Source organism: Cyanobium gracile PCC 6307 (assembly GCF_000316515.1).
Lineage (GTDB): Bacteria > Cyanobacteriota > Cyanobacteriia > PCC-6307 > Cyanobiaceae > Cyanobium > Cyanobium gracile.
The window spans coordinates 3,145,139-3,163,514 of the sequence record NC_019675.1 but is presented as its reverse complement, the minus strand read 5'-3'; the positions used below and the strand labels follow the sequence as shown (position 1 = coordinate 3,163,514).

The window sequence follows — 18,376 nt, the reverse complement described above, 5'->3', positions numbered from 1 at the left end:
AGGGGTGGACTGCATCTGAGGCGAGAGAGGAGGCGATGGCCCCATCCCCGTCCATCCAGGCCATGGATGTGACCAGCCTGCGCGCCGTGCTGGCCGAGATGCGCCGCGGCCTGCTGCCCAGCCGTTTCGAGAAGGCCCAGCAGCCTGACGCCCACCGCCTGCAGCTGGGCCTGCGCAGCCTGCGGGGCACCCTCTGGCTGGAGCTCAGCTGGCTGGCGGAGGCCCCGCGCCTGCTGGTGGTCGAGCCGCCCCTGAAGCAGGGGGAGGGCAGCACCCTGGCCCAGCAGCTGCAGCACGGCCTGCGGGGCCTGGCCCTGGTGAGCCTGGAGCAGCAGGGCTGGGAGCGGGTGGTGACCCTGGGCTTCGCCCCCAGGCCCGGCGAGCCGATCCGGAGGCAGCTGGTGCTGGAGCTGATGGGGCGCCACAGCAACCTGTTCCTGCTGGACGAAGACCAGCGGGTGATCGCCCTGGCCCGCCAGGTGCGCCAGGACCGGTCGCGTCTGCGGCCGATCGGCACCGGCGATCCCTACCAGCCGCCACCGCCCATGGCCGGCGAGCCGCCCCGGCTGGAGGAGGATGCCGCCTCCTGGCGGCGGCGCCTGGGCCTGCTGCCCCAGACGGTCGGTGAGGCCCTGATGGGCGCCTATCAGGGGATCGGCCCGGCTCTGGCCCGCCAGCTGGCGCAGGACGGGCTGGCTCGGCCGGTGCAGGTCCTGGAGGCGGAGGCCTGGCAGCGGCTCTGGAAACGCTGGCGGCTCTGGCTGGAGACGGTGGCCGAGGAACGCTTCCAGCTGGGCTGGGGCGGCCCCAGCGACTACCGCTGCTGGGACCCCGAAGGGCCGCCAACCGCTGACGACGACTGGGCGATCAACCGGGGGCTGGCGGGTTACTACGCCGATCGCCTGGGGCGCCGGGAGCTGGAGCAGCGGCGGGCGAGCCTGCGGCAGCGGCTGCTGAACGCCGCGGCCCGGGAGCGCCGCAACGCCGACCAGCAGCAGAGCCTGCTGGAGGCCGTGCCCGGCAGTGACGCGATGCAGCGCCAGGCGGACGGCCTGCTCAGCCTGCCGTCGCCGTCGCGGGAGCAGATCGACGAAGCCCAGCGGCTGTACCGCCGGGCCCGCAAGCTGCGGCGTTCCGTCGCCGCGATCACCCCGCGGTTGGAGCTGCACCAGCAGCGACTGGCCGCCATTGAAGCCAGCCTCACCTTCCTGGAACAGGCGGAGAACGGGGCCCAGCTCGCCGCCGTGGAGGAGGACCTCCCCGTCCTGCTGCCCGCCCGGGAGGGCCAGGGGCCGGGGCCGTCCCGGCGGGTGCGGCGGGGGGCGGCCGGGAGCGCGCCGGCCCCGCTGGAGCTGCGCAGCAGCGGTGGCCTGCGGCTGCAAGTGGGTCGCAACCATCACCAGAACGAATGGATCAGCCTGCAGCAGGCCCGGCGCGGCGACCTCTGGTTCCATGCCCAGGAGTGTCCGGGCAGCCACGTGGTGCTCAAAGGCTCGGAGGGCACCCCCGGCGAGGCGGACCTGCGGGAGGCGGCCGACCTGGCGGCCCACTTCAGCCGCGGCCGGGCCAACGGCCGGGTGCCAGTGGTGATGGTGCCGACCACGGATCTGCAGCGCATCGCCGGCGCCGGCCCCGGCACGGTGCGCCACCGGGGGGGCGAGGTGCTGTGGGCGGTGCCCGAGCGGGCCGCTGGCCTCCTGGCCGCGCCCCCTAGGCTGCCGGAGACGGAACGGACATGAGCGACCCCATCCCCGAGGACACTTTCCCCGGCGAGTTCCCCGGCGAGGTGCACATGAGCCTGGTGGAGCACCTCGAGGAGCTCCGCCGGCGGGTGCTTCGCAGCCTGCTGGCGGTGGTGGTCGGCGCCGCCGCCTGTCTGGTGGCGGTGCGGCCCCTGGTGCGGCTGCTGGAGGTGCCGGCCGAGGGGATCCGCTTCCTGCAGCTGGCCCCGGGCGAATTCCTGTTCGTGTCGCTGAAGGTGGCCGGCTATGCGGGGCTCACCCTGGCCCTGCCCTACGTGATCTTCGAGATCCTGGCCTTCGTGCTGCCGGGGCTGACCCGGCGGGAGCGGCGGCTGGTGGCCCCCGCCGTCGCCGGCTCCACGGTGCTGTTCGCGGCCGGTCTGGCCTTCGCCTGGTGGGCCCTTGTCCCGGCGGCCCTGCGCTTCCTGGTGTCCTACGGGGCCGATGTGGTGGAGCCGATCTGGTCGATCGAGCGCTATCTCGACTTCGTGCTGCTGCTGATGGTGGCCACGGCCCTGGCCTTCCAGCTGCCGGTGCTGCAGCTGCTGCTGGGCGCCCTGGGCCTGATCGACTGGCGCACCATGCTGGGCGCCTGGCGCTGGGTGGTGCTGGTGGCGGCCCTGGCCGGGGCGGTGCTGACCCCCTCCACCGACCCGATCACGATGCTGCTGCTCACCGGCGCGATCACGGCGCTCTATCTGCTGGGGGTGGCCCTGGTGGCCCTGGCCGAGGGGCTGCGGCCCTCCCCGTCCCCCTCCGCCTGAACCGCCGGCTCCCCGGCGAGGCTCAGAGCATGAACTCGCTGGCGCGCCCTGACGGCAGCTCCAGGGGCAGGGAGAGGGCCTTGCCCAGCCGTGGCTTGTCGGTGGTGGTCCGCAGCCACTGGCGCACCTGGGACGCCACCCCGAGGCCGTTGAGGGAGCCCACCAGCTCCTCGAGGTGCGCCTCGTAGGCCTCGGGGGTGAGCGGGAAGGACTGCTGCTCGAGATAGCCCCACATCACATGAAGATAGAGGCGGCCGCGACGCTGCACCAGCTGCAGGTCATAGGAGGCCTGCCAGCGGCTCCGCAGCAGTTCCAGCAGTTCCTCCCGCCGCAGCGGTTCCGGTGAGGTCATGGCGGACGGCACACTCCACAACAGCATGTTGCAGCCGGCCTCGGCCGGGTGCGGCTCGGACCCGGGGCGGGAAGGGCAAGGTTCATAATGGGCGCCACGTCAATCGGTCACACCGCGCCGTTCCCTATGACCCAGATCCCTGCGGCCTCCTCGAACGGCGGTGCCTCTGGTGATGTGCCCGGCATGGGCCGCCGCCAGTTCATGAACCTGCTGACCTTCGGCTCCGTCACGGGGGTGGCCCTGGGTGCCCTCTACCCGGTCGTCAACTACTTCATCCCCCCCAAGGCCGCGGGCAGCGGTGGCGGCGTGACCGCCAAGGACGAGCTGGGCAACAGCGTCACCGCCACCGGCTGGCTGGCCAGCCACAAGGAGGGTGACCGCAGCCTGGTGCAGGGCCTCAAGGGTGACCCCACCTACCTGCTGGTGGAGGGTGGCGAGGCCATCGGCGACTACGGCATCAACGCCATCTGCACCCACCTGGGCTGTGTGGTGCCCTGGAACAGCGGCGCCAACCGCTTCATCTGCCCCTGCCACGGCAGCCAGTACGACGCCACCGGCAAGGTGGTGCGCGGCCCGGCCCCCCTCTCCCTGGCCCTGGCCCACGTCAGCGTCGAGAATGACAACGTGTTCCTCAGCCAGTGGACCGAAACCGATTTCCGCACGGGCGAAAAGGCCTGGTGGGCCTGATCGGCGCCTGAATCCTCCCCCCGTTTCCCCGACGCCCGCCACTTCCACCCCCATGCGCCGCTTCCTCTCCCCCCTGTTCGGCACCCTGCTCACCGTCAGCCTCTCGCTGGGCGTGGTGCTTCTGGGGGCCAGCCCCAGCTGGGCCTATCCCTTCTGGGCCCAGCAGAACTACGCCAATCCGCGTGAGGCCACGGGCAAGATCGTCTGCGCCAACTGCCACCTGGCCAAGAAACCCACCAGGGTGGAGGTGCCCCAGGCGGTGTTCCCCGACACGGTGTTCAAGGCGGTGGTCGAGATCCCCTACGACACCTCCGTGCAGCAGGTCTCCGGCAACGGCAGCCCCGCCGGCCTGAACGTGGGTGCGGTGGTGATGCTCCCCGACGGCTTCACCCTTGCCCCCCAGGACCGCCTCAGCGATGAGCTCAAGGAGGAGACCGCCGGCGTCTACTACACCCAGTACAGCGACGACCAGCCCAATATCCTCCTGGTGGGCCCCCTCCCCGGTGACCAGCACCAGGAGATCGTCTTCCCGATCCTCTCCCCCGACCCGGCCACCGACAGCGCCATCCACTTCGGCAAGTACCAGGTGCACGTCGGGGCCAACCGGGGCCGCGGCCAGGTGACCCCCGAGGGTGAAAAGACCAACAACACCGTCTACACCGCCCCGGCGGCCGGTACGGTCAGCGCCATCAGCACCGATGCCAACGGCGCCACCGTGGTGGAGATCACCGGTGACAGTGGCGCCGTCACCGAGACGGTTCCCGCCGGACCCACCCTCACCGTCGCCGTCGGTGACGCCGTCGAGGCCGGTGCCCCGATCACCAACGACCCCAACGTCGGTGGCTTCGGCCAGATCGACGCCGAGGTGGTGCTTCAGAACCCCGTGCGCATCTACGGGCTGCTGGCCTTCTTCGCCGCCGTGGCCCTGGCCCAGATCATGCTGGTGCTCAAGAAGCGCCAGGTGGAGAAGGTCCAGGCGGCGGAGGGCTTCTGAGCCTTCCTCTCGGCCTCTTCACGTCCCCGGGACCGCTGATCTTTCAGCTGGGTCCCGTTTCCGTTCGCTGGTACGGCCTGCTCATCGCCCTGGCGGTGCTGCTGGGCCTGCTGCTGGCCACCCGGCTGGGCCGCCAGCGGGGCATCGACCCGGCCCTGATCGCCGACCTGCTGCCCCTGATGGTCCTGGGGGCCGTCGTCGGCGCCCGCTTTTACTACGTGGCCCTGGAATGGCGCCAGTACCGCAACGACTGGGTCGATGCCTTCGCCATTTGGCGCGGCGGCATCGCCATCCACGGCGCCCTGATCGGCGGAGCACTGGTGACGGTCCTCTTCTGCCGCTGGCGCCGGCAGGCCTTCTGGCCCCTGCTGGATGTCCTGGTGCCCGCTGTGGCCCTGGGCCAGGCGATCGGCCGCTGGGGCAATTTCTTCAACTCCGAGGCCTTCGGCCTGCCCACCAACCTCCCCTGGGCCCTGACCATTCCCATGGCCAACCGGCCGCCTGAGTTCCTGGAGCAGGCCTCCTTCCACCCCACCTTCCTGTACGAGTCGCTCTGGAATCTCGGGGTCTGCGCCCTGCTGCTGATCCTGTTCCGCCTGGGCGGCAGCGGCCGCCTGCGGCTGCCGCCCGGTGCTCTGAGCTGCATCTATCTGATGGCCTACAGCAGCGGCCGCGTCTGGATCGAAGGGCTGCGGCTCGATCCCCTCTGCCTGTTCTCCCAGCCCCCCTTCTGCAGCGGCGGCCTGCGCATGGCCCAGCTGATGAGCCTGCTGCTGATCCTGCTGGGGGGGGCGGGACTGCTCTGGCTCTACCGCTTCCGGCGTCCCCTCCCCGACCCCTCCGGCCTGACCGCATGACCGCCACTGTCCAGATCGTGGGAGCCGGCCCCGGCGCCCCGGACCTGCTCACCCTCCGGGCCGCCCGGGCGATCGAGGCGGCCCAGGTGCTGGTCTGGACCGATTCCCTGGTGAATCCCCAGATCGCCGCCCTGGCGCCGCCGGACTGCGAGAGCGTCCGCACCAGCACCCTCACCCTCGAGGAGGTGATGGCCGTGGTGCTGGAGCGGGCCAGGGCGGGACAGCGGGTGGTGCGCCTCCATGACGGCGATCCCTGCCTGTACGGCGCCCTCCAGGAGCAGATCTGCCGCCTGGCCGATGCCGGCCTCGCCGTGGAGGTGGTGCCGGGCCTGAGCGCCTACCAGGCCACCGCCGCCGCCCTCGGGGCCGAGCTCACCATTCCCGGCCGGGTGCAGACGATCGTGCTGAGCCGGGCGGGCGGGCGCACCGGCGTGCCGGAGCGGGAATCCCTGGCCCGGCTCGCCGCCCTGCAGGCCTCCCTGTGCCTCTATCTCAGCGCCCGCCATGTGGAGGAGGTGCAGGGGGAACTGCTGCAGCACTACCCGGCCGACACCCCCGTGGCCATCGGCTACCGGGTCAGCTGGCCCGACCAGTGGCTCACGGTGGTGCCCCTGGACACGATGGCCCGGGTCAGCCGCGAGCGGAACCTGATCCGCACCACCCTCTACGTGGTCAGCCCGGCCCTGCGTGCCGCCGATGAGGCCCGCTCCTTGCTCTATTCCGCCAGCCACAACCACCTGTTCCGCGGCGGAGCGGAGTGACGCCCGCGGTCCCCTGCCTGCGCCACTGGCGGGGCTGGGTGGGCACCGCCGAGGCCGATGGCTGGCTCCGGACCCTGCTGGAGGAGGTGCCCTGGAAGCAGGAGTCCGTCAGCGTCTACGGCCGCCGCCACCCCATGCCCCGCCTCACCTGCTGGATGGCGGATCCGGGCTGCGGCTACCGCTACGCGGGCCTGAAGAACGCCATCGAGCCCTGGACCCCCCTGACCGCCGCCATCCGCCGCCGTGTGGCGGCAGTTGCGGACCGGCCGTTCCATTCCCTGCTGCTGAATCTCTACCGCGACGGCCGCGATGCCATGGGCTGGCACGCCGATGACGAGGCCGAGCTCGATCCCCACGCCCCGATCGCTTCCCTCAGCCTGGGGGCCAGCCGCACCCTGCGCTTCCGCCCCTGCCGGCGCGGCACGGCCCCGACCCTGGCGGTGGACCTGGGCCACGGGGACCTGCTGCTGATGGACCCGCCCACCCAGAGGCACTGGCAGCACCAGCTGCCGCGGCGGCTCAAGGTGGACGCCCCACGGGTCAACCTCACCTTCCGGGCGATGCGGGTGCCGCCGTAGGGGGCGGCTGGCTCGGGCATCGGAGCGTCGGGGCGGTGGCGACAATGGGGTCGGTGTCCGCGAGGGGCGTTTCGAGGGCGATGGCCAGTTCCCATGGAAGCCGATGCCGGTCGCTGCTGCCGGTGCTGCTGGGCCTGACCCTGCTGGGCGGCGGCTGCCAGGTAGGCGGGGTGAGTGAGGCCGGCCGGGAGCGCTGCCGCCGGCTCAGCGCCGCCGCCGGCAATCCGCTCAGCGCGGCCCTGATCTACGTCCGCTGCCTGCCCGACACCGATCGCAGCCTGGCGAAGGAGCGGGCGGTGATGGAGAAGGCGGCCGCCTCCCGGCGCGCGGCCCTCGAGGCCTGCCGCCGGCGCCAGCGAACCATCACCACCCTGATGGAGTCCCTGCGCCGCACCGAAGAGGAGCTGGCGGCGGCCCACAACAGCCCCTTCCGCCCCAGCGTGGCGCCCCCCCAGCCCCTGGATGCCGGCCGCGAATCCCGCTACCGCCCGGAGGACCAGCGGCTCGACCGCGAACGCTACGAGGAGGCCCTCGGCGCCTGGGAGCAGCAGGTGGCCGCCGAGCGGGCGCGCTGGCGCCAGCGGCGTGAGGCCCGCATCGACGCCGCCCAGGACCGCCTCAACCGAGAGGCCCGGGCCCTGAGGGACCTGCAGCCGGATCTGTTCACCGGGCCGGCGAGCATCGAATTCGACCCGGTGGCGGTCGGACGGGTGACTGCCGGCTGCGGCGGCTGACCGGCATTTGACAGTGAGTTCGGCGACCGTGTAGGAGGGTTCTGGCCAGATGGCCGGGTCGGAACCCTCAGCCGCCGAAAGAACCACTTTCAGCGTCGCAGGGGTGTCGGCCGCAACGACGGGCGATTAGCACAGCGGTAGCGCACTTCCTTCACACGGAAGGGGTCACTGGTTCGAATCCAGTATCGCCCATGTCTTTCCTCCTGCCTTCCCCACCGGTAGGGTCCCCAGCAGCGGGTTCTGGTCGTCACCAGGACCGCTCGTCATACTGCTGGCTACGCAGCGCATCAGGAGACCCTGCCCTTGCCCGAATCTCCTGCCGCGACCATGGCCGCAGAGGACTGGAGCACTCCGATCCCGGAACTTGTCGAGCTGGGCGAACGGCTTGCCGCGGCCCGTCGTGAGCAGGGCCTGAGCCTGGAGGATCTGGCCGACCGGCTGCGGCTCGGCACCGAGCAGCTGACGGCCCTTGAAACCGGCGACCACCGTCACCTGCCGGAGGCGGTGTTCGTGGTGGCCCAGGCCAAGCGGGTGGCGGGCGCCCTGGGGATCGACGTGAGCCAGCAGATCAGCGACCTGCAGACCAGCCGTCTGATGCGGGTGGGGCGCAGCCCCGTCGCCAGGCCCCCCCTGCAGCGGAAGGTTCGGACCCCGACGGCCCCCGCCCGCCGCAGCGGCCCCCCGGCTGGTTGTGGGCGGCCCTGGTTCTCCTGGGCGGCGGTGCCGTGGCGGTGGCGGGCCTGCAGGGCAGGGTCCCCTCCCCCCAGGCCGCCGGGGTCCCGTCACCGGCCGCGTCCCCCGGCCAGGCCACGGCGTCCGGCCCGCCCGCCGCACCGGCCCCTGCCCCGGCGGCACCAGGGCCGGCGCCGGATCAGCTGTTGCTGGAGAGCCGCCAGCCCAGCTGGCTGGAGGTGCGCACGGCCGCCGGCGAGACCCTGTTCCGCGGCACCTTCACCGGCGAGAAACGCTTCCCCCTGGGCGGCGGCCTGCGGGTCCTGGCCGGCCGGCCCGACCTGGTGACGGCCAGCGCCGGAACCCTGGCGCCCCAGACCCTCGGCAGGATCGATCAGGTGGTGTGGCGCACCTTCAAGGCGACGCCTGCTTCACCGTGAGCCGCAGGCCCGTGGCCTCCAGCACGAGGTCCGTGCAGGAACGGAGGCTCCACTCCTCCAGGCTGAGATCCAGGGGAGGTTCCCCGGTGGCCGGCGCCCCGGCCTGCAGGCCGATCGTGAAGCCACGGGACTGATGGGCCCGGTCGGTGTCCGCAGACACGGTGATCGCCGCGATCCCGGAGGCGGGCCTGCGGTCGAGGGCGGCGGCCAGCCGCAGCAGCAGGGCCATCGTGAACACGGTGTGCCGGTGCTGGCCGGCTTCGATCAGCTGCCACGACTCGTGGCGTTTCTTGGGCAGGCTGCGCCGGTGGTACCGGGCGATCGCCGCCACCATCAGGTGCTCGGCTTCGGAATAGCCCAGCAGCTCCCCGTGGCGGATCAGGTACCAGGTGTGCTTGTGGTAGGCGGCGATGTTGACGTGCTTGCCGCAGGCATGAAGCTGGGCCGCCGCCCACAGCAGGGCCCGGCCGTCGCCGTCGTCATCGTGCAGCAGGCCCCGGGTCTGGTCGTAGAGGCTCAGGGCATGGCTGGCCACCCGGTCGGCCCGGCCCGTGTCCACCCCGTAGGTGCGGGCCAGGTGCAGCACGGTGCGGCGCCGGATCGTGCTCTGGAAGGTGAAGCGGTCGACCAGCAGGCCGTTGCGCAGCATCCAGTCGACGATCAGGCCTTCCCGCAGGGCCCGCTCGCACACCACCAGTTCACGGACCTGGAGGATCTCCATGGTGGTCTGGAGGATCAGGGCACCGGGGACGATGATCTCGGCCCGGCGCTCGTTGATGGCGGTGAGGGCCCGGCGCTGGTCCGGAGTCATCGCCACCAGCCGCTCGACGATCTCATCCAGGCGGGCCCGGCCGAGGCGGTAGCCGTCGAGCTTCAGGGGCGGATTGGGGTCCTGGGCGGAGGCCAGGGCCGCCATCGCCATGGCGGTGCCGCTGGTGGCCACCAGGACGGGCTTCTCCCCCGGACGCAGCTCCCGCTTCACCTCGGCGACGGCCGGATCCATCGCCCCCTGGATGTAGGCCTCGAGGAAGCCCCGGCGGGCCGGCGTCAGGGGATCCTCCCGGCAGAACTCCCGCTGGAGACGCACCGCGCCGATGCGGGTGCTGGTGAGCGCGCGGGCATCGCGGCCGTCGGCGAGCACCAGCTCGGTGGAGCCACCGCCGATGTCAAGAATGAAGTAAGGCTGATCGCCGAAGGACAGGCCCGAGAGCACCCCCAGGTAGATCAGGCGGGCCTCCTCTGGCCCGCTGACCAGATCCACCGCCAGTCCCAGCTGGTCCTGGAGGCCCTGCAGGAAGGAACGGCCGTTCGGGGCCTCGCGCACCGCGCTGGTGGCGGCGGTGACGATCTGCTCCACCCCGTGGCTGGTGGCCAGGTCGCGGCAGTGGCGCAGGGTCAGGAAGGCGCGCTCGATCGCCTCGGGGGTGAGGTCCCCCGTCTCCGGATCCCTCTCCCCCAGGCGGGTGGTGGACTTCTCCGCCACCACCACCGAGAAGCTGCCCAGGAGCGGATCGATCGCCGCCACCAGCAGGTGGATGGAATTGGTGCCGATGTCGATGGCCGCCACCCGCCTCTCCCCACCGCTGGTGGGGACGGGGACCGGAGCCAACGCGGCGGACGCCGGATCGGGAATCGGGGGCATGGGGGTCGGCCCGGGCGGCGGCGGCGCCACTTTGCCACCGGGCGACGCTCCGGATCCGGCCGCGGGAACGCTGCCCTGGGGAGTTGGATAGGGTGCCGCCAACCGACCGTTGTCCGCGGTGAACGTCCCGATGGCCCCCGGCCGCGCTCCGGCCTGGCTTGAGCTGCTGCGCTGGCACAAGCCCAGCGGCCGGCTGATCCTGCTGATTCCCGCCGGCTGGGCCCTCTGGCTGGGCCCGGCCGTGCCGCCCCCGGCCCCGCTGGTGGCCTGGATCGTGCTGGGGGGCCTGGCGGTGAGCGGTGCCGGCTGCGTGGCCAACGACCTCTGGGACCGGCGCATCGATCCCCTGGTGGAGCGCACCCGCCACCGGCCCCTGGCCGATGGCCGCCTCGGGGTGGGCACCGCCACCGTGCTGCTGCTGCTCTGCCTGGGGGTGGCACTGGCGGCCCTGCTGGCCCTGCCCGCCGCCAGCCGGGTGCTGTGTGTGGGCCTGGCCCTGGCGACCCTGCCCCTGGTGCTGCTCTATCCCTCCGCCAAGCGCTGGTTCGCCTACCCCCAGCTGGTGCTGGCCCTCTGCTGGGGCTTCGCCGTGCTGCTGCCCTGGGCGGCGGCCCAGGGCAGCCTGCAGGGCAGCGCCGGGGGCTGGCCCCTGGCGCTCACCTGGCTGGCGGCGGTGAGTTGGACCTTCGGCTTCGACACCGTGTATGCCATGAGTGACCGGGACGACGACCGGCGCCTGGGGGTGCGCAGCAGCGCCCTGAGCCTGGGGGCCCGGGCCCCCCTGGCGGTGGCGCTCTGCTACGGCCTCACCTGCGCCGCCCTCGCCCTGGCGGTGCTGCTGCAGGGGCGGGCGGGGCTGTCGTTCTGGCTGCCCTGGGCGGCGGCCGCCCTGGCCATGCAGCAGCAGGCGGCCCGGCTGCGCAGCCCCGACCTGCCCCGCAGCGCCTATGGGCGCCACTTCGCCGTCCAGGTGTGGCTCGGGGGACTGCTGTTGCTGGCCGTGATCCTCTCCACCAGCGCCTGATTCGCCATGGCCGCCGGACTGCCGCCCCAGCCGCCGCCCCACCAGCCACCGGCCCTGCGTCCGGGCGACCGGGTGCGGCTGGTGGCGGCCAGCTCCGCCCTGGCCGATCTGGAGCGGCTGCAGGCGGGGCTGGCGGTGCTGGCCGGCTGGGGCCTGGCGCTGGATGACGATCCCGCCCGGCTGCCGCCGCGCCGCTGGGGCTATCTGGCGGGCCGCGACGCCGAGCGGGCCGGCGATCTGGACCCGGAGGCCGCTCCGGGGAAGCCGGCGCACCTGCTGGCCTGCGTGCGGGGGGGCTGGGGATCGGCGCGGCTGCTGGAGCGCCCGCTGGAAGCGGCCGGGGGCTGGCTGCTGGGCTTCTCCGATGTCACGTCCCTGCTGTGGCACCGGCTGGCGACGGGCCAGGGGGGCGCCATCCACGGCCCCCTGCTCACCACCCTGGCCGCCGAACCGGCCTGGAGCCGGGAGCGGCTGCGGGCCCTGCTGTTCGGCGAGCCCCTGGCCGACCTCGAGGGGGAGCCCTGGGTGGGCGGCCAGGTGGAGGGTCCGCTGCTGGCCGCCAACCTCACCGTGGCAACCCACCTGCTGGGCACGCCGCACCTGCCGGACCTGGACGGGGCGATCCTGATCCTCGAGGACGTGGGGGAGGCGCCCTACCGCGTCGACCGGATGCTCACCCACTGGCGCCTCTGTGGCGCCCTGCAGCGGCTGGGGGGCATCGGCTTCGGCAGCTTCGAGGGCTGCGGCGATCCCACCGACCCCGAAGGCGACGGCTCGCGTTTCAGCCTGGAGCAGGTGCTCAGGGAGCGCACGGCCGATCTGGGGATCCCGGTGCTGGCCGGCCTGCCGGTGGGCCACGGCGACGTCAATGCCGCCCTGCCCCTGGGGGTGCGGGCCCGCCTCGACGCTGACAGGGGCCGGCTGAGCCTCATCGATCGCGCCGGAGGGCCCATCAGTCGCCCGTGAGCCTCTCCTCGTCGATGGCGGTGCGCCCCACCAGCCGCCCCTCCTTCAGCATCTGGGCCACCCGCCAGCGGCGGCGGCCATCGGGGCTGCAGCTGATGATCTCGTGGACCTCGGGGTCGGCGGGGTCGTGGGGGTGCATCACCAGCACGCTGCCGGCGGCCGGCTGCTCCCCCGGCAGGTCCATCGCCCAGCCCCGGTAGCGCTCGCTGGCGAACCACACCCGGCCGGAGTGGATCTCACCGCGGGCCTCGATGCGCCGCAGCGGAGCGTCCTCGGGGCCCAGGAGGTTGCTCTGGTGGTAAAGCCAGTGGCCAGCCTCCTGGACTACCCGGATGGTGACCCTGCTGGTGACGGTCTCGAGCAGGCCGCCGCCGGCGTCGTAGCGACGGAAGCTGCCGCGCCACACCCCCTGCTGCCCCACCAGAGCCGGCAGCTCGGCCGCTCCCGCCGCCCGGTCGAACAGCAGCCAGCTGAAGCCGTCGACCTCGCCCCGCACCGACCCGTCGGCCAGGCGCAGGCTGCGGTCCCGGTACCAGAGCTGGTCGGGATGGAGCAGCATCTCGAACTCGGCGCAGACCTCCCCGTCCTGGGGATGCCGATAGCGGCAGGCGCCTGGATCCATGCGGGCGCGGAAGCGGTCGAGGGCCGGCTCCGCCTCGAAAAAGAGGTCGCAGCCTGGATGGCGGTCGAAGGCCTCCGGGCCCAGCTCCTGCACCAGGGAGGCCGCCAGGGGCGGACGGTCGTAGGTGGGGCCGCCGCTGAAGAACAGCTGCTCGGCCCGGACGGCGCCGCGGTCCGGATCCTGACGCAGCGCCACCACCCGCTGGCGGTGGGCCAGCTGGGGGGCACTGGCCCGGAATTCCTGGAAATAGAGCACCACCTCCCCCAGTTGGGGCGCCTGCAGCCGCTCCACCTCCAGGGTGCGCAGCTCCCGGGTGAGCTCGGGCGCCGCCGGACCGCCCCTGGCCACGTTTGCGGCCACCTGGCGCCGGTTATGGAAGGACCCCTGCCAGCGGGTGGCGATCGTTTCGAGCTGGGTGGGGCTGTCCATCGGCGAACTCAGGCAGCGCGGGCCGCCAGCACGGCGCTGGCGATGGTGAGATCGAAACGGGTGGTGAGCTTGATGTTGGAAGGGGGCGCCTCCAGCACCCGCACCGGCAGCCCCAGGCGCTCGTAGAGGGCGGCGTCGTCGGTGACGCTCCAGCCCTCGCGCTCGGCCCGCCCGTGGGCCTCCCGCAGCTGGGCCACCCCGAAGCCCTGGGGCGTCTGGGCCGCCCACAGGCCGCTGCGTTCGGGGGTGGCGGTGATCACGCCGCGGCCATCCACCTGCTTGATGGTGTCGGTGACGGGGGTGGCGGCGATGATGCCGGCCCCCTCGGCCATCGCCTCCTTCAGGGCCGTGGCGCAACGCTCCAGCAGCTCCGGTTCCGCCAGGCAACGGGCACCGTCGTGGATCAGCACCGCCTCGGCATCCGCCGGCAGGGCTGCCAGGCCCAGCCGCACCGACTCCTGGCGGGTGTCGCCGCCGACGATCCAGGCCACCGGCTGGGCCAGGGACCGCCGGGGCTCGGCCGCGGCCAGGATGGCGCCGATCGCCGCCTCGTCCTCCGGACGGCCCATCACCCCGATCCAGCGGATGGCCCCGCAGGCCAGGGCGGCGTCCAGCGTCCAGGCCAGAACTGGGCGTCCGGCCAGGGGCAGCAGCAGCTTGTTGGTGGCAGCGCCCATGCGGCGCCCGCTGCCGGCGGCGGCGATCAGCAAATGCACAAGCGATGGGCCGCCCGGGCGGAACACTGGAGTCCTCTCCATACAATCAGGCCGCGAGGCCCGCCTGACCGAACGCCCGATGCGCGCACTGTTTCTGATCCCGGGCGACGGCGCCAGCCAGCTGCAGGCGCTTCCAGCCGTGGCGGCCACCGCCGAACAGCTCCGGTTCCAGATCCAGATGGTCTGCCACCCGACGCTGGCCGGCCTCTGGAAGCTGCTGCCGGCGGTGGAGAAGGTGATCCCCTTCAACTTCGGCGACGCCACCCTGGCCGACTGGGCCAACCTGCTGGGTTCGGTGCGGGAGCCCGATTTCCAGGCCTGCATCAATCTGGCGGCCGGCCGCCAGGTCGACCTGATGCTCTCGATGAGCCACATCCCCAACCGGATGGCGGCCGGGGGCTTCTCCGCCACCGAGAAGGTGCAGGTGTCCCAGGGTCTCTGGCCGGCCCAGGCCCTTGAGGCCTACCTGCGGCCGATCGGGGTGCGGCTGGAGGCCGCCGCTTTCCGCCTGGCCCTGCCCCGAACCGCCCTCGACGAGGCCATGGCCGCGCTGCCGGCCGGCGACGGGCCCATGCTGCTGCTGGCCCCCTCCGGCCGCCCCGGCGACTGGCCCGAGACGGCCTGGCAGGAGCTCCCGGGCCGCATCGCCGCCAGCCTCCCCGGCCTGCGCAGCCAGCAGCTGCCGCCAGCCACGGCGGCCGAGATCCCCGGCCGGGCCGCCCTGGTGGCCGCCAGCGACGTGGTCCTGGCCAGCGATCCGGTGACGATCGAACTGGCCCTGCTCAGCGGCACGCCGGTGGTGGCCCTGGGTCGCAGCAGCGACAGCCTGCCGGTGCGCGACGGAGTACAAGGACTGGGTTCCGATGGCCACCTGCGTGACCTCCCCAGCAACGACGTGCTCAGGGCCCTCGGCCTGGGCTGAGCCACGCCGATGAGTCGCCTGTGGTTCGCCCGCAGGAAGCGCCCCCCCTCCGCCCGGGCGCGCCGCCCCTGGATCACCCCCCTGATCGCCCTGGTCGTGGTGGTCAACGCCAGCGCCATCGGCTATCGGATCACCGAGGGCTGGGACTGGGGTGATTGCTACTGGATGGTGGCGATCACCATCCCCACCATCGGCTACGGGGAGGTGGAGCCCCTGTCCACCGCCGGCCGGCTCGTCACCGTGTTCTCCCTCGCCGGAGGGCTCGTGGTGGTGCAGCTGACGATCCAGAACCTGGTGGGCCTCTCCGAAACCGGCTACTTCCGGCGCCTGCGGGAGCGCCGATTCCGCACCTGGGTCCAAAGCATGAACAACCACGTGATTCTCTGCGGCTACGGCCGCATCGGCCAGGAGATCGCCGATCAGCTGATCCGGGAGAAGGTGCCCCTGCTGGTGGTGGAGATGGACGCCGGCTGCCGGGATGCGGCGGAGGAGCGGGGGCTGCCGGTGCTGTTCGCCGACGCCACCCTCGACGAAACCCTGCTGGAGGCGGGCATCCACCACTGCCGCAGCCTGGTGGCAGCACTGCCGAGCAACGCGGCCAACCTCTACGTGGTGCTCAGCGCCCGGGGACTGGCCCCCCGCTGCCGGCTGATCGCCCGCTCCGACAGCGCCGAGGCGGGCCGCAAACTGCGCCTGGCCGGGGCCGATCAGGTGGTGAGTCCCTACGTGGCCGGAGGCCGGGTGATGGCCGCCACCGCCCTGCGGCCCCTCGCCGTCGACTTCATGGAGCTCCTGGCCGGTTCCGACTGCGAGGTGGAGGAGTTCCAGCTCAGCGACGACCCCTCCCGGCTCCGGGAGCTCCAGGGCCGCAGCCTGGCGGAGATGCAGTTCGGCCGCCGCAGCGGCGCCCAGGTGCTGGCCATCCGCACCCCGGCGCCGGCGGTGGTCAATCCCTACTCCTACCGGGGCACCACCTACGGCACGCCGGAGGCCACGCTGGTCACCAACCCCGGCGGCGACATCCGCCTGGAGGCCGGCCAGCTGCTGGTGGTGATGGGCAGCAAGGAGCAGCTGCAGCGCTTCGCCGATGTGCTCGGCCCGGCCCTCGAGAGTGCCGACCAGATGGCCGACTGAGCCGACAGGCATACGATCGCCTCACCCTGCTCCCGCCGCCATGTCCAGCGCCGCTCCCCTCTCCGGTCAGGTCGCCCTGGTGACCGGTGCCAGCCGGGGGATCGGCCGGGCCATCGCCGAGTCCCTGGCTCAGGCGGGAGCCACGGTGGTGGTGAACTACGCCCGCTCGCCCGAGGCGGCCGAGGAGGTGGTGGGGGCGATCAGCGCGGCCGGGGGCCGGGCCTGGAGCCATCAGGCGGATGTGGCCGACGAGGCGGGCGTCGAGGCGATGGTCAAGGCGGTGCTGGACACCGAAGGGCGCCTCGACGTGCTGGTCAACAACGCCGGCATCACCCGCGACGGCCTGCTGATGCGGATGAAGACCGCCGACTGGCAGAGCGTGATCGACCTCAACCTGACCGGGGTGTTCCTGTGCACCCGCGCCGTCAGCCGCAGCATGCTCAAGGCCCGTCGCGGCCGCATCATCAACATCACCTCGGTGGTGGGCCTGATGGGCAACCCCGGGCAGGCCAACTACAGCGCCGCCAAGGCCGGCGTGATCGGCCTGACCCGCAGCACCGCCGCCGAATTCGCCAGCCGCGGCATCACGGTGAACGCCGTCGCCCCGGGCTTCATCGACAGCGACATGACCCGGAACCTCGACAAGGAGCCGATTCTCGCCTCCATCCCGCTGGGCCGCATGGGCCAGCCCGCCGAAGTGGCGGGGGCGGTGTGCTTCCTGGCAGCCGATCCTGCCGCGGCCTACATCACCGGCCAGGTGCTGCAGGTGGATGGCGGCATGGTGATGCGCTGAATCCGCTGAACTCCTGCTGGGAGCGAGGGCTACACTGAGACACTTCGTGAGATAGACATTGAACGCGACAAGGAAGTCAATACTGCGACCGATGTTCAAGGAAGCGCAGGATCGATATCTCTTTGTCCTACTACTCTTGTCGCTGCTGGCCAGCTTTGCCCTCATCCTCAGGGAGAGCGGGACCGTTCCAGCATGGCCCATGGATCAGCACTTCGTTTCAACCGCCGACCTGAGACTCGGCCGATCGGAGGGCAACTGGGTCTTTCACTACCCCATTCTTGGCCATGCCGGCGGCATCACACCATCGCTGATCGCAGGTGCTTACAAGCTTCTCATCCCAACGTCCCCGCAGACCCTCAACTGGCACATCAGAGCACTGTCGGCCGCGCTGTATCTGGTGTCCGCCTATCTGCTCTGCAAGACAATCATCAAGGCACCTTCCTGGCGCCCCATCACCCTGCTTGTCATCGCAACCTCCGGTAGCCAACTTCTTCAGCCCTCCAGTGAAGTGATCGCAGGCGGACTACTGGGCCTGTTCATCGTCTGTGCCATGAACAGATGCCATCCACTTCTCTCCGCCGGTTTTCTGGTGGCCTTCGGCCTGTGCAAGATCGAATTACTTCTCAGCATCCCAGCCCTGACCCTGGTCTGGTATCTGTATCAACGACGGATATCAACGAGACGCGCAACGATCATCCCCATCGCCGTCCTTGCATGGTTCGCCCTGCTTGTACTCCCCGGCCTGGTCGTGCATGGCCCGGAGCTGCTCGGCGTCGGCAGGAGCTTTCTGACATTCAGCATCACATACAACTGGATGTTTGCCCCCCATCAGTTCTCCGGATATGTTGAGCCAGCAAACATGGATTGGACAAGCTTTGCGGCCGCTCAGTTTCCAGGCGCCAACTCCGTGCTTGACGTGATCCAGCGGTTTCCAAGAAAATATCTCCACTTCTTCAGCATCTGTTTCTTTGAAAGCCTCCTCACTTTCATTGAGACGTTTCGCTTCATGTTGATTCCCATGGCCCTCCTCATCGTTTCGCGATGCTGGATCCCACGGCTTCGGTTTCCCATCCTGTGTATCCTGGCTCTTGTGATCTTCACACTGCTGCCCGCTTCCCTTCTCACCTGGATTCACGTGAGATATCTTGCCAGATATGTTCCCCTGGTGCTTTGCGTTGTTGCGGCTGGCTGCTCCGAGATCCAACTCAGATACGCCAAGCCCACGTTCATGGCCTGTGGGTGGCTGACGATCGTGCTTCAACTGATCAATCTCGATAAGCTCAGCCAAGGCTCACACTTCTACTAAGAGCAGGTCACATTTCTTCGCAGAGATCGAGTTTTTCGCGTTCCACTGTCTGGACGTCTACCAAGCCCTACAAGCGCAGATAAAGGATCACAGACCGGACAGAGAACCATACTTCCGTATCGATTCATTGCAAGCTCAACAGAACTTATTAGAGCCAGATCGATCGCGGCCACGATCTCACAGGGGAGCTGCGTGCCCTATCCCAAGGCTGTCGCCATCCGGTTGTAGGGCAAGGGCGCAT

20 protein-coding genes and 1 tRNA gene are annotated in these 18,376 nt (G+C 71.3%); 16 read left to right on the top strand and 5 right to left on the bottom strand.

Annotated elements, in window-relative coordinates:
- Positions 1-35 precede the first annotated feature (35 nt).
- Both CYAGR_RS15345 and tatC read left to right on the top strand, forming a co-directional pair.
- Positions 36-1,739, top strand: coding sequence for an Rqc2 family fibronectin-binding protein (locus CYAGR_RS15345; RefSeq protein ID WP_015110758.1), 1,704 nt, complete (start codon positions 36-38; stop codon positions 1,737-1,739).
- Positions 1,736-2,506 carry a twin-arginine translocase subunit TatC gene (gene tatC / locus CYAGR_RS15340; RefSeq protein ID WP_015110757.1) on the top strand — a complete coding sequence of 257 codons (771 nt, stop codon included), beginning with the start codon at positions 1,736-1,738 and terminating at the stop codon, positions 2,504-2,506. Before CYAGR_RS15345 ends, tatC begins: the two co-directional genes overlap by 4 nt.
- A gap of 22 nt (positions 2,507-2,528) precedes the next feature.
- Here tatC and CYAGR_RS15335 read toward each other — a convergent pair whose 3' ends face one another.
- Positions 2,529-2,858 (bottom strand): DUF3067 family protein, encoded by a 330-nt coding sequence (locus CYAGR_RS15335; protein WP_245552546.1) that lies wholly within the window; start codon positions 2,856-2,858, stop codon positions 2,529-2,531.
- Between the two features lie 126 nt (positions 2,859-2,984).
- On the opposite strand from CYAGR_RS15335, the gene petC reads away from it, so the two are divergent.
- From petC to CYAGR_RS15300, 7 genes are all read left to right on the top strand, one after another.
- Entirely contained in the window at positions 2,985-3,545 is a 561-nt protein-coding gene (gene petC / locus CYAGR_RS15330; protein ID WP_015110755.1) for a cytochrome b6-f complex iron-sulfur subunit, read from the top strand.
- 52 nt (positions 3,546-3,597) lie between these two features.
- Positions 3,598-4,539, top strand: coding sequence for a cytochrome f (gene petA / locus CYAGR_RS15325; RefSeq protein WP_015110754.1), 942 nt, complete (start codon positions 3,598-3,600; stop codon positions 4,537-4,539).
- Positions 4,536-5,396, top strand: a complete 861-nt coding sequence (gene lgt, locus CYAGR_RS15320; protein WP_043325983.1) for a prolipoprotein diacylglyceryl transferase — start codon at positions 4,536-4,538, stop codon at positions 5,394-5,396. Before petA ends, lgt begins: the two co-directional genes overlap by 4 nt.
- Positions 5,393-6,157 carry a precorrin-4 C(11)-methyltransferase gene (gene cobM, locus CYAGR_RS15315; protein ID WP_015110752.1) on the top strand — a complete coding sequence of 255 codons (765 nt, stop codon included), beginning with the start codon at positions 5,393-5,395 and terminating at the stop codon, positions 6,155-6,157. Before lgt ends, cobM begins: the two co-directional genes overlap by 4 nt.
- Positions 6,154-6,735, top strand: a complete 582-nt coding sequence (locus tag CYAGR_RS15310) for an alpha-ketoglutarate-dependent dioxygenase AlkB family protein (RefSeq protein WP_015110751.1) — start codon at positions 6,154-6,156, stop codon at positions 6,733-6,735. Before cobM ends, CYAGR_RS15310 begins: the two co-directional genes overlap by 4 nt.
- An 80-nt stretch (positions 6,736-6,815) precedes the next feature.
- A complete protein-coding gene (locus tag CYAGR_RS19440) occupies positions 6,816-7,469 on the top strand; it encodes a hypothetical protein (RefSeq protein WP_015110750.1) in 654 nt (217 codons plus the stop codon).
- A gap of 120 nt (positions 7,470-7,589) precedes the next feature.
- Positions 7,590-7,661, top strand: a tRNA-Val gene (locus CYAGR_RS15300).
- Here CYAGR_RS15300 and CYAGR_RS19315 read toward each other — a convergent pair.
- Positions 7,635-7,961, bottom strand: coding sequence for a hypothetical protein (locus CYAGR_RS19315; RefSeq protein ID WP_245552545.1), 327 nt, complete (start codon positions 7,959-7,961; stop codon positions 7,635-7,637). The two genes, CYAGR_RS15300 and CYAGR_RS19315, sit on opposite strands and share 27 nt — an antisense overlap.
- On the opposite strand from CYAGR_RS19315, the gene CYAGR_RS19655 reads away from it, so the two are divergent.
- Positions 7,842-8,489: a helix-turn-helix domain-containing protein gene (locus CYAGR_RS19655; protein ID WP_425386799.1), complete on the top strand. Its 648-nt coding sequence runs from the start codon at positions 7,842-7,844 to the stop codon at positions 8,487-8,489. The two genes, CYAGR_RS19315 and CYAGR_RS19655, sit on opposite strands and share 120 nt — an antisense overlap.
- A gap of 66 nt (positions 8,490-8,555) precedes the next feature.
- Here the strand turns inward: CYAGR_RS19655 and CYAGR_RS15290 are convergent, their stop codons facing one another.
- Positions 8,556-10,223, bottom strand: coding sequence for a Ppx/GppA phosphatase family protein (locus CYAGR_RS15290; RefSeq protein WP_015110749.1), 1,668 nt, complete (start codon positions 10,221-10,223; stop codon positions 8,556-8,558).
- Between the two features lie 130 nt (positions 10,224-10,353).
- Between CYAGR_RS15290 and CYAGR_RS15285 the strand changes: the two genes are divergently transcribed.
- Together CYAGR_RS15285 and CYAGR_RS15280 are read left to right on the top strand one after the other, a co-directional pair.
- Positions 10,354-11,247 (top strand): 4-hydroxybenzoate polyprenyltransferase, encoded by an 894-nt coding sequence (locus tag CYAGR_RS15285; protein WP_015110748.1) that lies wholly within the window; start codon positions 10,354-10,356, stop codon positions 11,245-11,247.
- Positions 11,248-11,253: 6 nt separating this feature from the next.
- The gene (locus CYAGR_RS15280) at positions 11,254-12,213 is read left to right on the top strand and encodes a S66 peptidase family protein (RefSeq protein WP_015110747.1); all 960 of its coding nucleotides are present in this window, start codon (positions 11,254-11,256) and stop codon (positions 12,211-12,213) included.
- Here CYAGR_RS15280 and CYAGR_RS15275 read toward each other — a convergent pair.
- Complete coding sequence (locus CYAGR_RS15275; RefSeq protein ID WP_015110746.1) at positions 12,200-13,264, bottom strand: CpcT/CpeT family chromophore lyase; 1,065 nt, start codon at positions 13,262-13,264, stop codon at positions 12,200-12,202. The genes CYAGR_RS15280 and CYAGR_RS15275 overlap by 14 nt on opposite strands.
- 8 nt (positions 13,265-13,272) lie before the next feature.
- Positions 13,273-13,980, bottom strand: a complete 708-nt coding sequence (ispD, locus tag CYAGR_RS15270; protein WP_015110745.1) for a 2-C-methyl-D-erythritol 4-phosphate cytidylyltransferase — start codon at positions 13,978-13,980, stop codon at positions 13,273-13,275.
- A 79-nt stretch (positions 13,981-14,059) separates the two neighbouring features.
- On the opposite strand from ispD, the gene CYAGR_RS15265 reads away from it, so the two are divergent.
- The 4 genes from CYAGR_RS15265 (at position 14,060) to CYAGR_RS15250 (ending at position 18,135) form a co-directional block, all read left to right on the top strand.
- Complete coding sequence (locus tag CYAGR_RS15265; protein ID WP_015110744.1) at positions 14,060-14,902, top strand: glycosyltransferase family 9 protein; 843 nt, start codon at positions 14,060-14,062, stop codon at positions 14,900-14,902.
- 9 nt (positions 14,903-14,911) lie between these two features.
- Positions 14,912-16,036: a potassium channel family protein gene (locus CYAGR_RS15260; RefSeq protein WP_015110743.1), complete on the top strand. Its 1,125-nt coding sequence runs from the start codon at positions 14,912-14,914 to the stop codon at positions 16,034-16,036.
- A 40-nt stretch (positions 16,037-16,076) separates the two neighbouring features.
- Positions 16,077-16,829, top strand: a complete 753-nt coding sequence (gene fabG / locus CYAGR_RS15255) for a 3-oxoacyl-[acyl-carrier-protein] reductase (protein WP_015110742.1) — start codon at positions 16,077-16,079, stop codon at positions 16,827-16,829.
- Between the two features lie 91 nt (positions 16,830-16,920).
- On the top strand, positions 16,921-18,135 hold the full coding sequence (locus CYAGR_RS15250) for a hypothetical protein (protein ID WP_043325979.1): 1,215 nt from the start codon (positions 16,921-16,923) through the stop codon (positions 18,133-18,135).
- Positions 18,136-18,376 lie beyond the last annotated feature (241 nt).

Excerpts from the sequence above, each read along its gene's own strand:
- CYAGR_RS15345 (WP_015110758.1), top strand. The coding sequence starts at position 36 with ATGGCCCCATCCCCGTCCATCCAGGCCATGGATGTGACCAGCCTGCGC.
- tatC (WP_015110757.1), top strand. The coding sequence starts at position 1,736 with ATGAGCGACCCCATCCCCGAGGACACTTTCCCCGGCGAGTTCCCCGGC.
- CYAGR_RS15335 (WP_245552546.1), bottom strand. The coding sequence starts at position 2,858 with ATGACCTCACCGGAACCGCTGCGGCGGGAGGAACTGCTGGAACTGCTG.
- petC (WP_015110755.1), top strand. The coding sequence starts at position 2,985 with ATGACCCAGATCCCTGCGGCCTCCTCGAACGGCGGTGCCTCTGGTGAT.
- petA (WP_015110754.1), top strand. The coding sequence starts at position 3,598 with ATGCGCCGCTTCCTCTCCCCCCTGTTCGGCACCCTGCTCACCGTCAGC.
- cobM (WP_015110752.1), top strand. The coding sequence starts at position 5,393 with ATGACCGCCACTGTCCAGATCGTGGGAGCCGGCCCCGGCGCCCCGGAC.
- CYAGR_RS19440 (WP_015110750.1), top strand. The coding sequence starts at position 6,816 with ATGGCCAGTTCCCATGGAAGCCGATGCCGGTCGCTGCTGCCGGTGCTG.
- CYAGR_RS15290 (WP_015110749.1), bottom strand. The coding sequence starts at position 10,223 with ATGCCCCCGATTCCCGATCCGGCGTCCGCCGCGTTGGCTCCGGTCCCC.
- CYAGR_RS15285 (WP_015110748.1), top strand. The coding sequence starts at position 10,354 with ATGGCCCCCGGCCGCGCTCCGGCCTGGCTTGAGCTGCTGCGCTGGCAC.
- CYAGR_RS15280 (WP_015110747.1), top strand. The coding sequence starts at position 11,254 with ATGGCCGCCGGACTGCCGCCCCAGCCGCCGCCCCACCAGCCACCGGCC.
- CYAGR_RS15275 (WP_015110746.1), bottom strand. The coding sequence starts at position 13,264 with ATGGACAGCCCCACCCAGCTCGAAACGATCGCCACCCGCTGGCAGGGG.
- CYAGR_RS15265 (WP_015110744.1), top strand. The coding sequence starts at position 14,060 with ATGCGCGCACTGTTTCTGATCCCGGGCGACGGCGCCAGCCAGCTGCAG.
- CYAGR_RS15260 (WP_015110743.1), top strand. The coding sequence starts at position 14,912 with ATGAGTCGCCTGTGGTTCGCCCGCAGGAAGCGCCCCCCCTCCGCCCGG.
- fabG (WP_015110742.1), top strand. The coding sequence starts at position 16,077 with ATGTCCAGCGCCGCTCCCCTCTCCGGTCAGGTCGCCCTGGTGACCGGT.
- CYAGR_RS15250 (WP_043325979.1), top strand. The coding sequence starts at position 16,921 with ATGTTCAAGGAAGCGCAGGATCGATATCTCTTTGTCCTACTACTCTTG.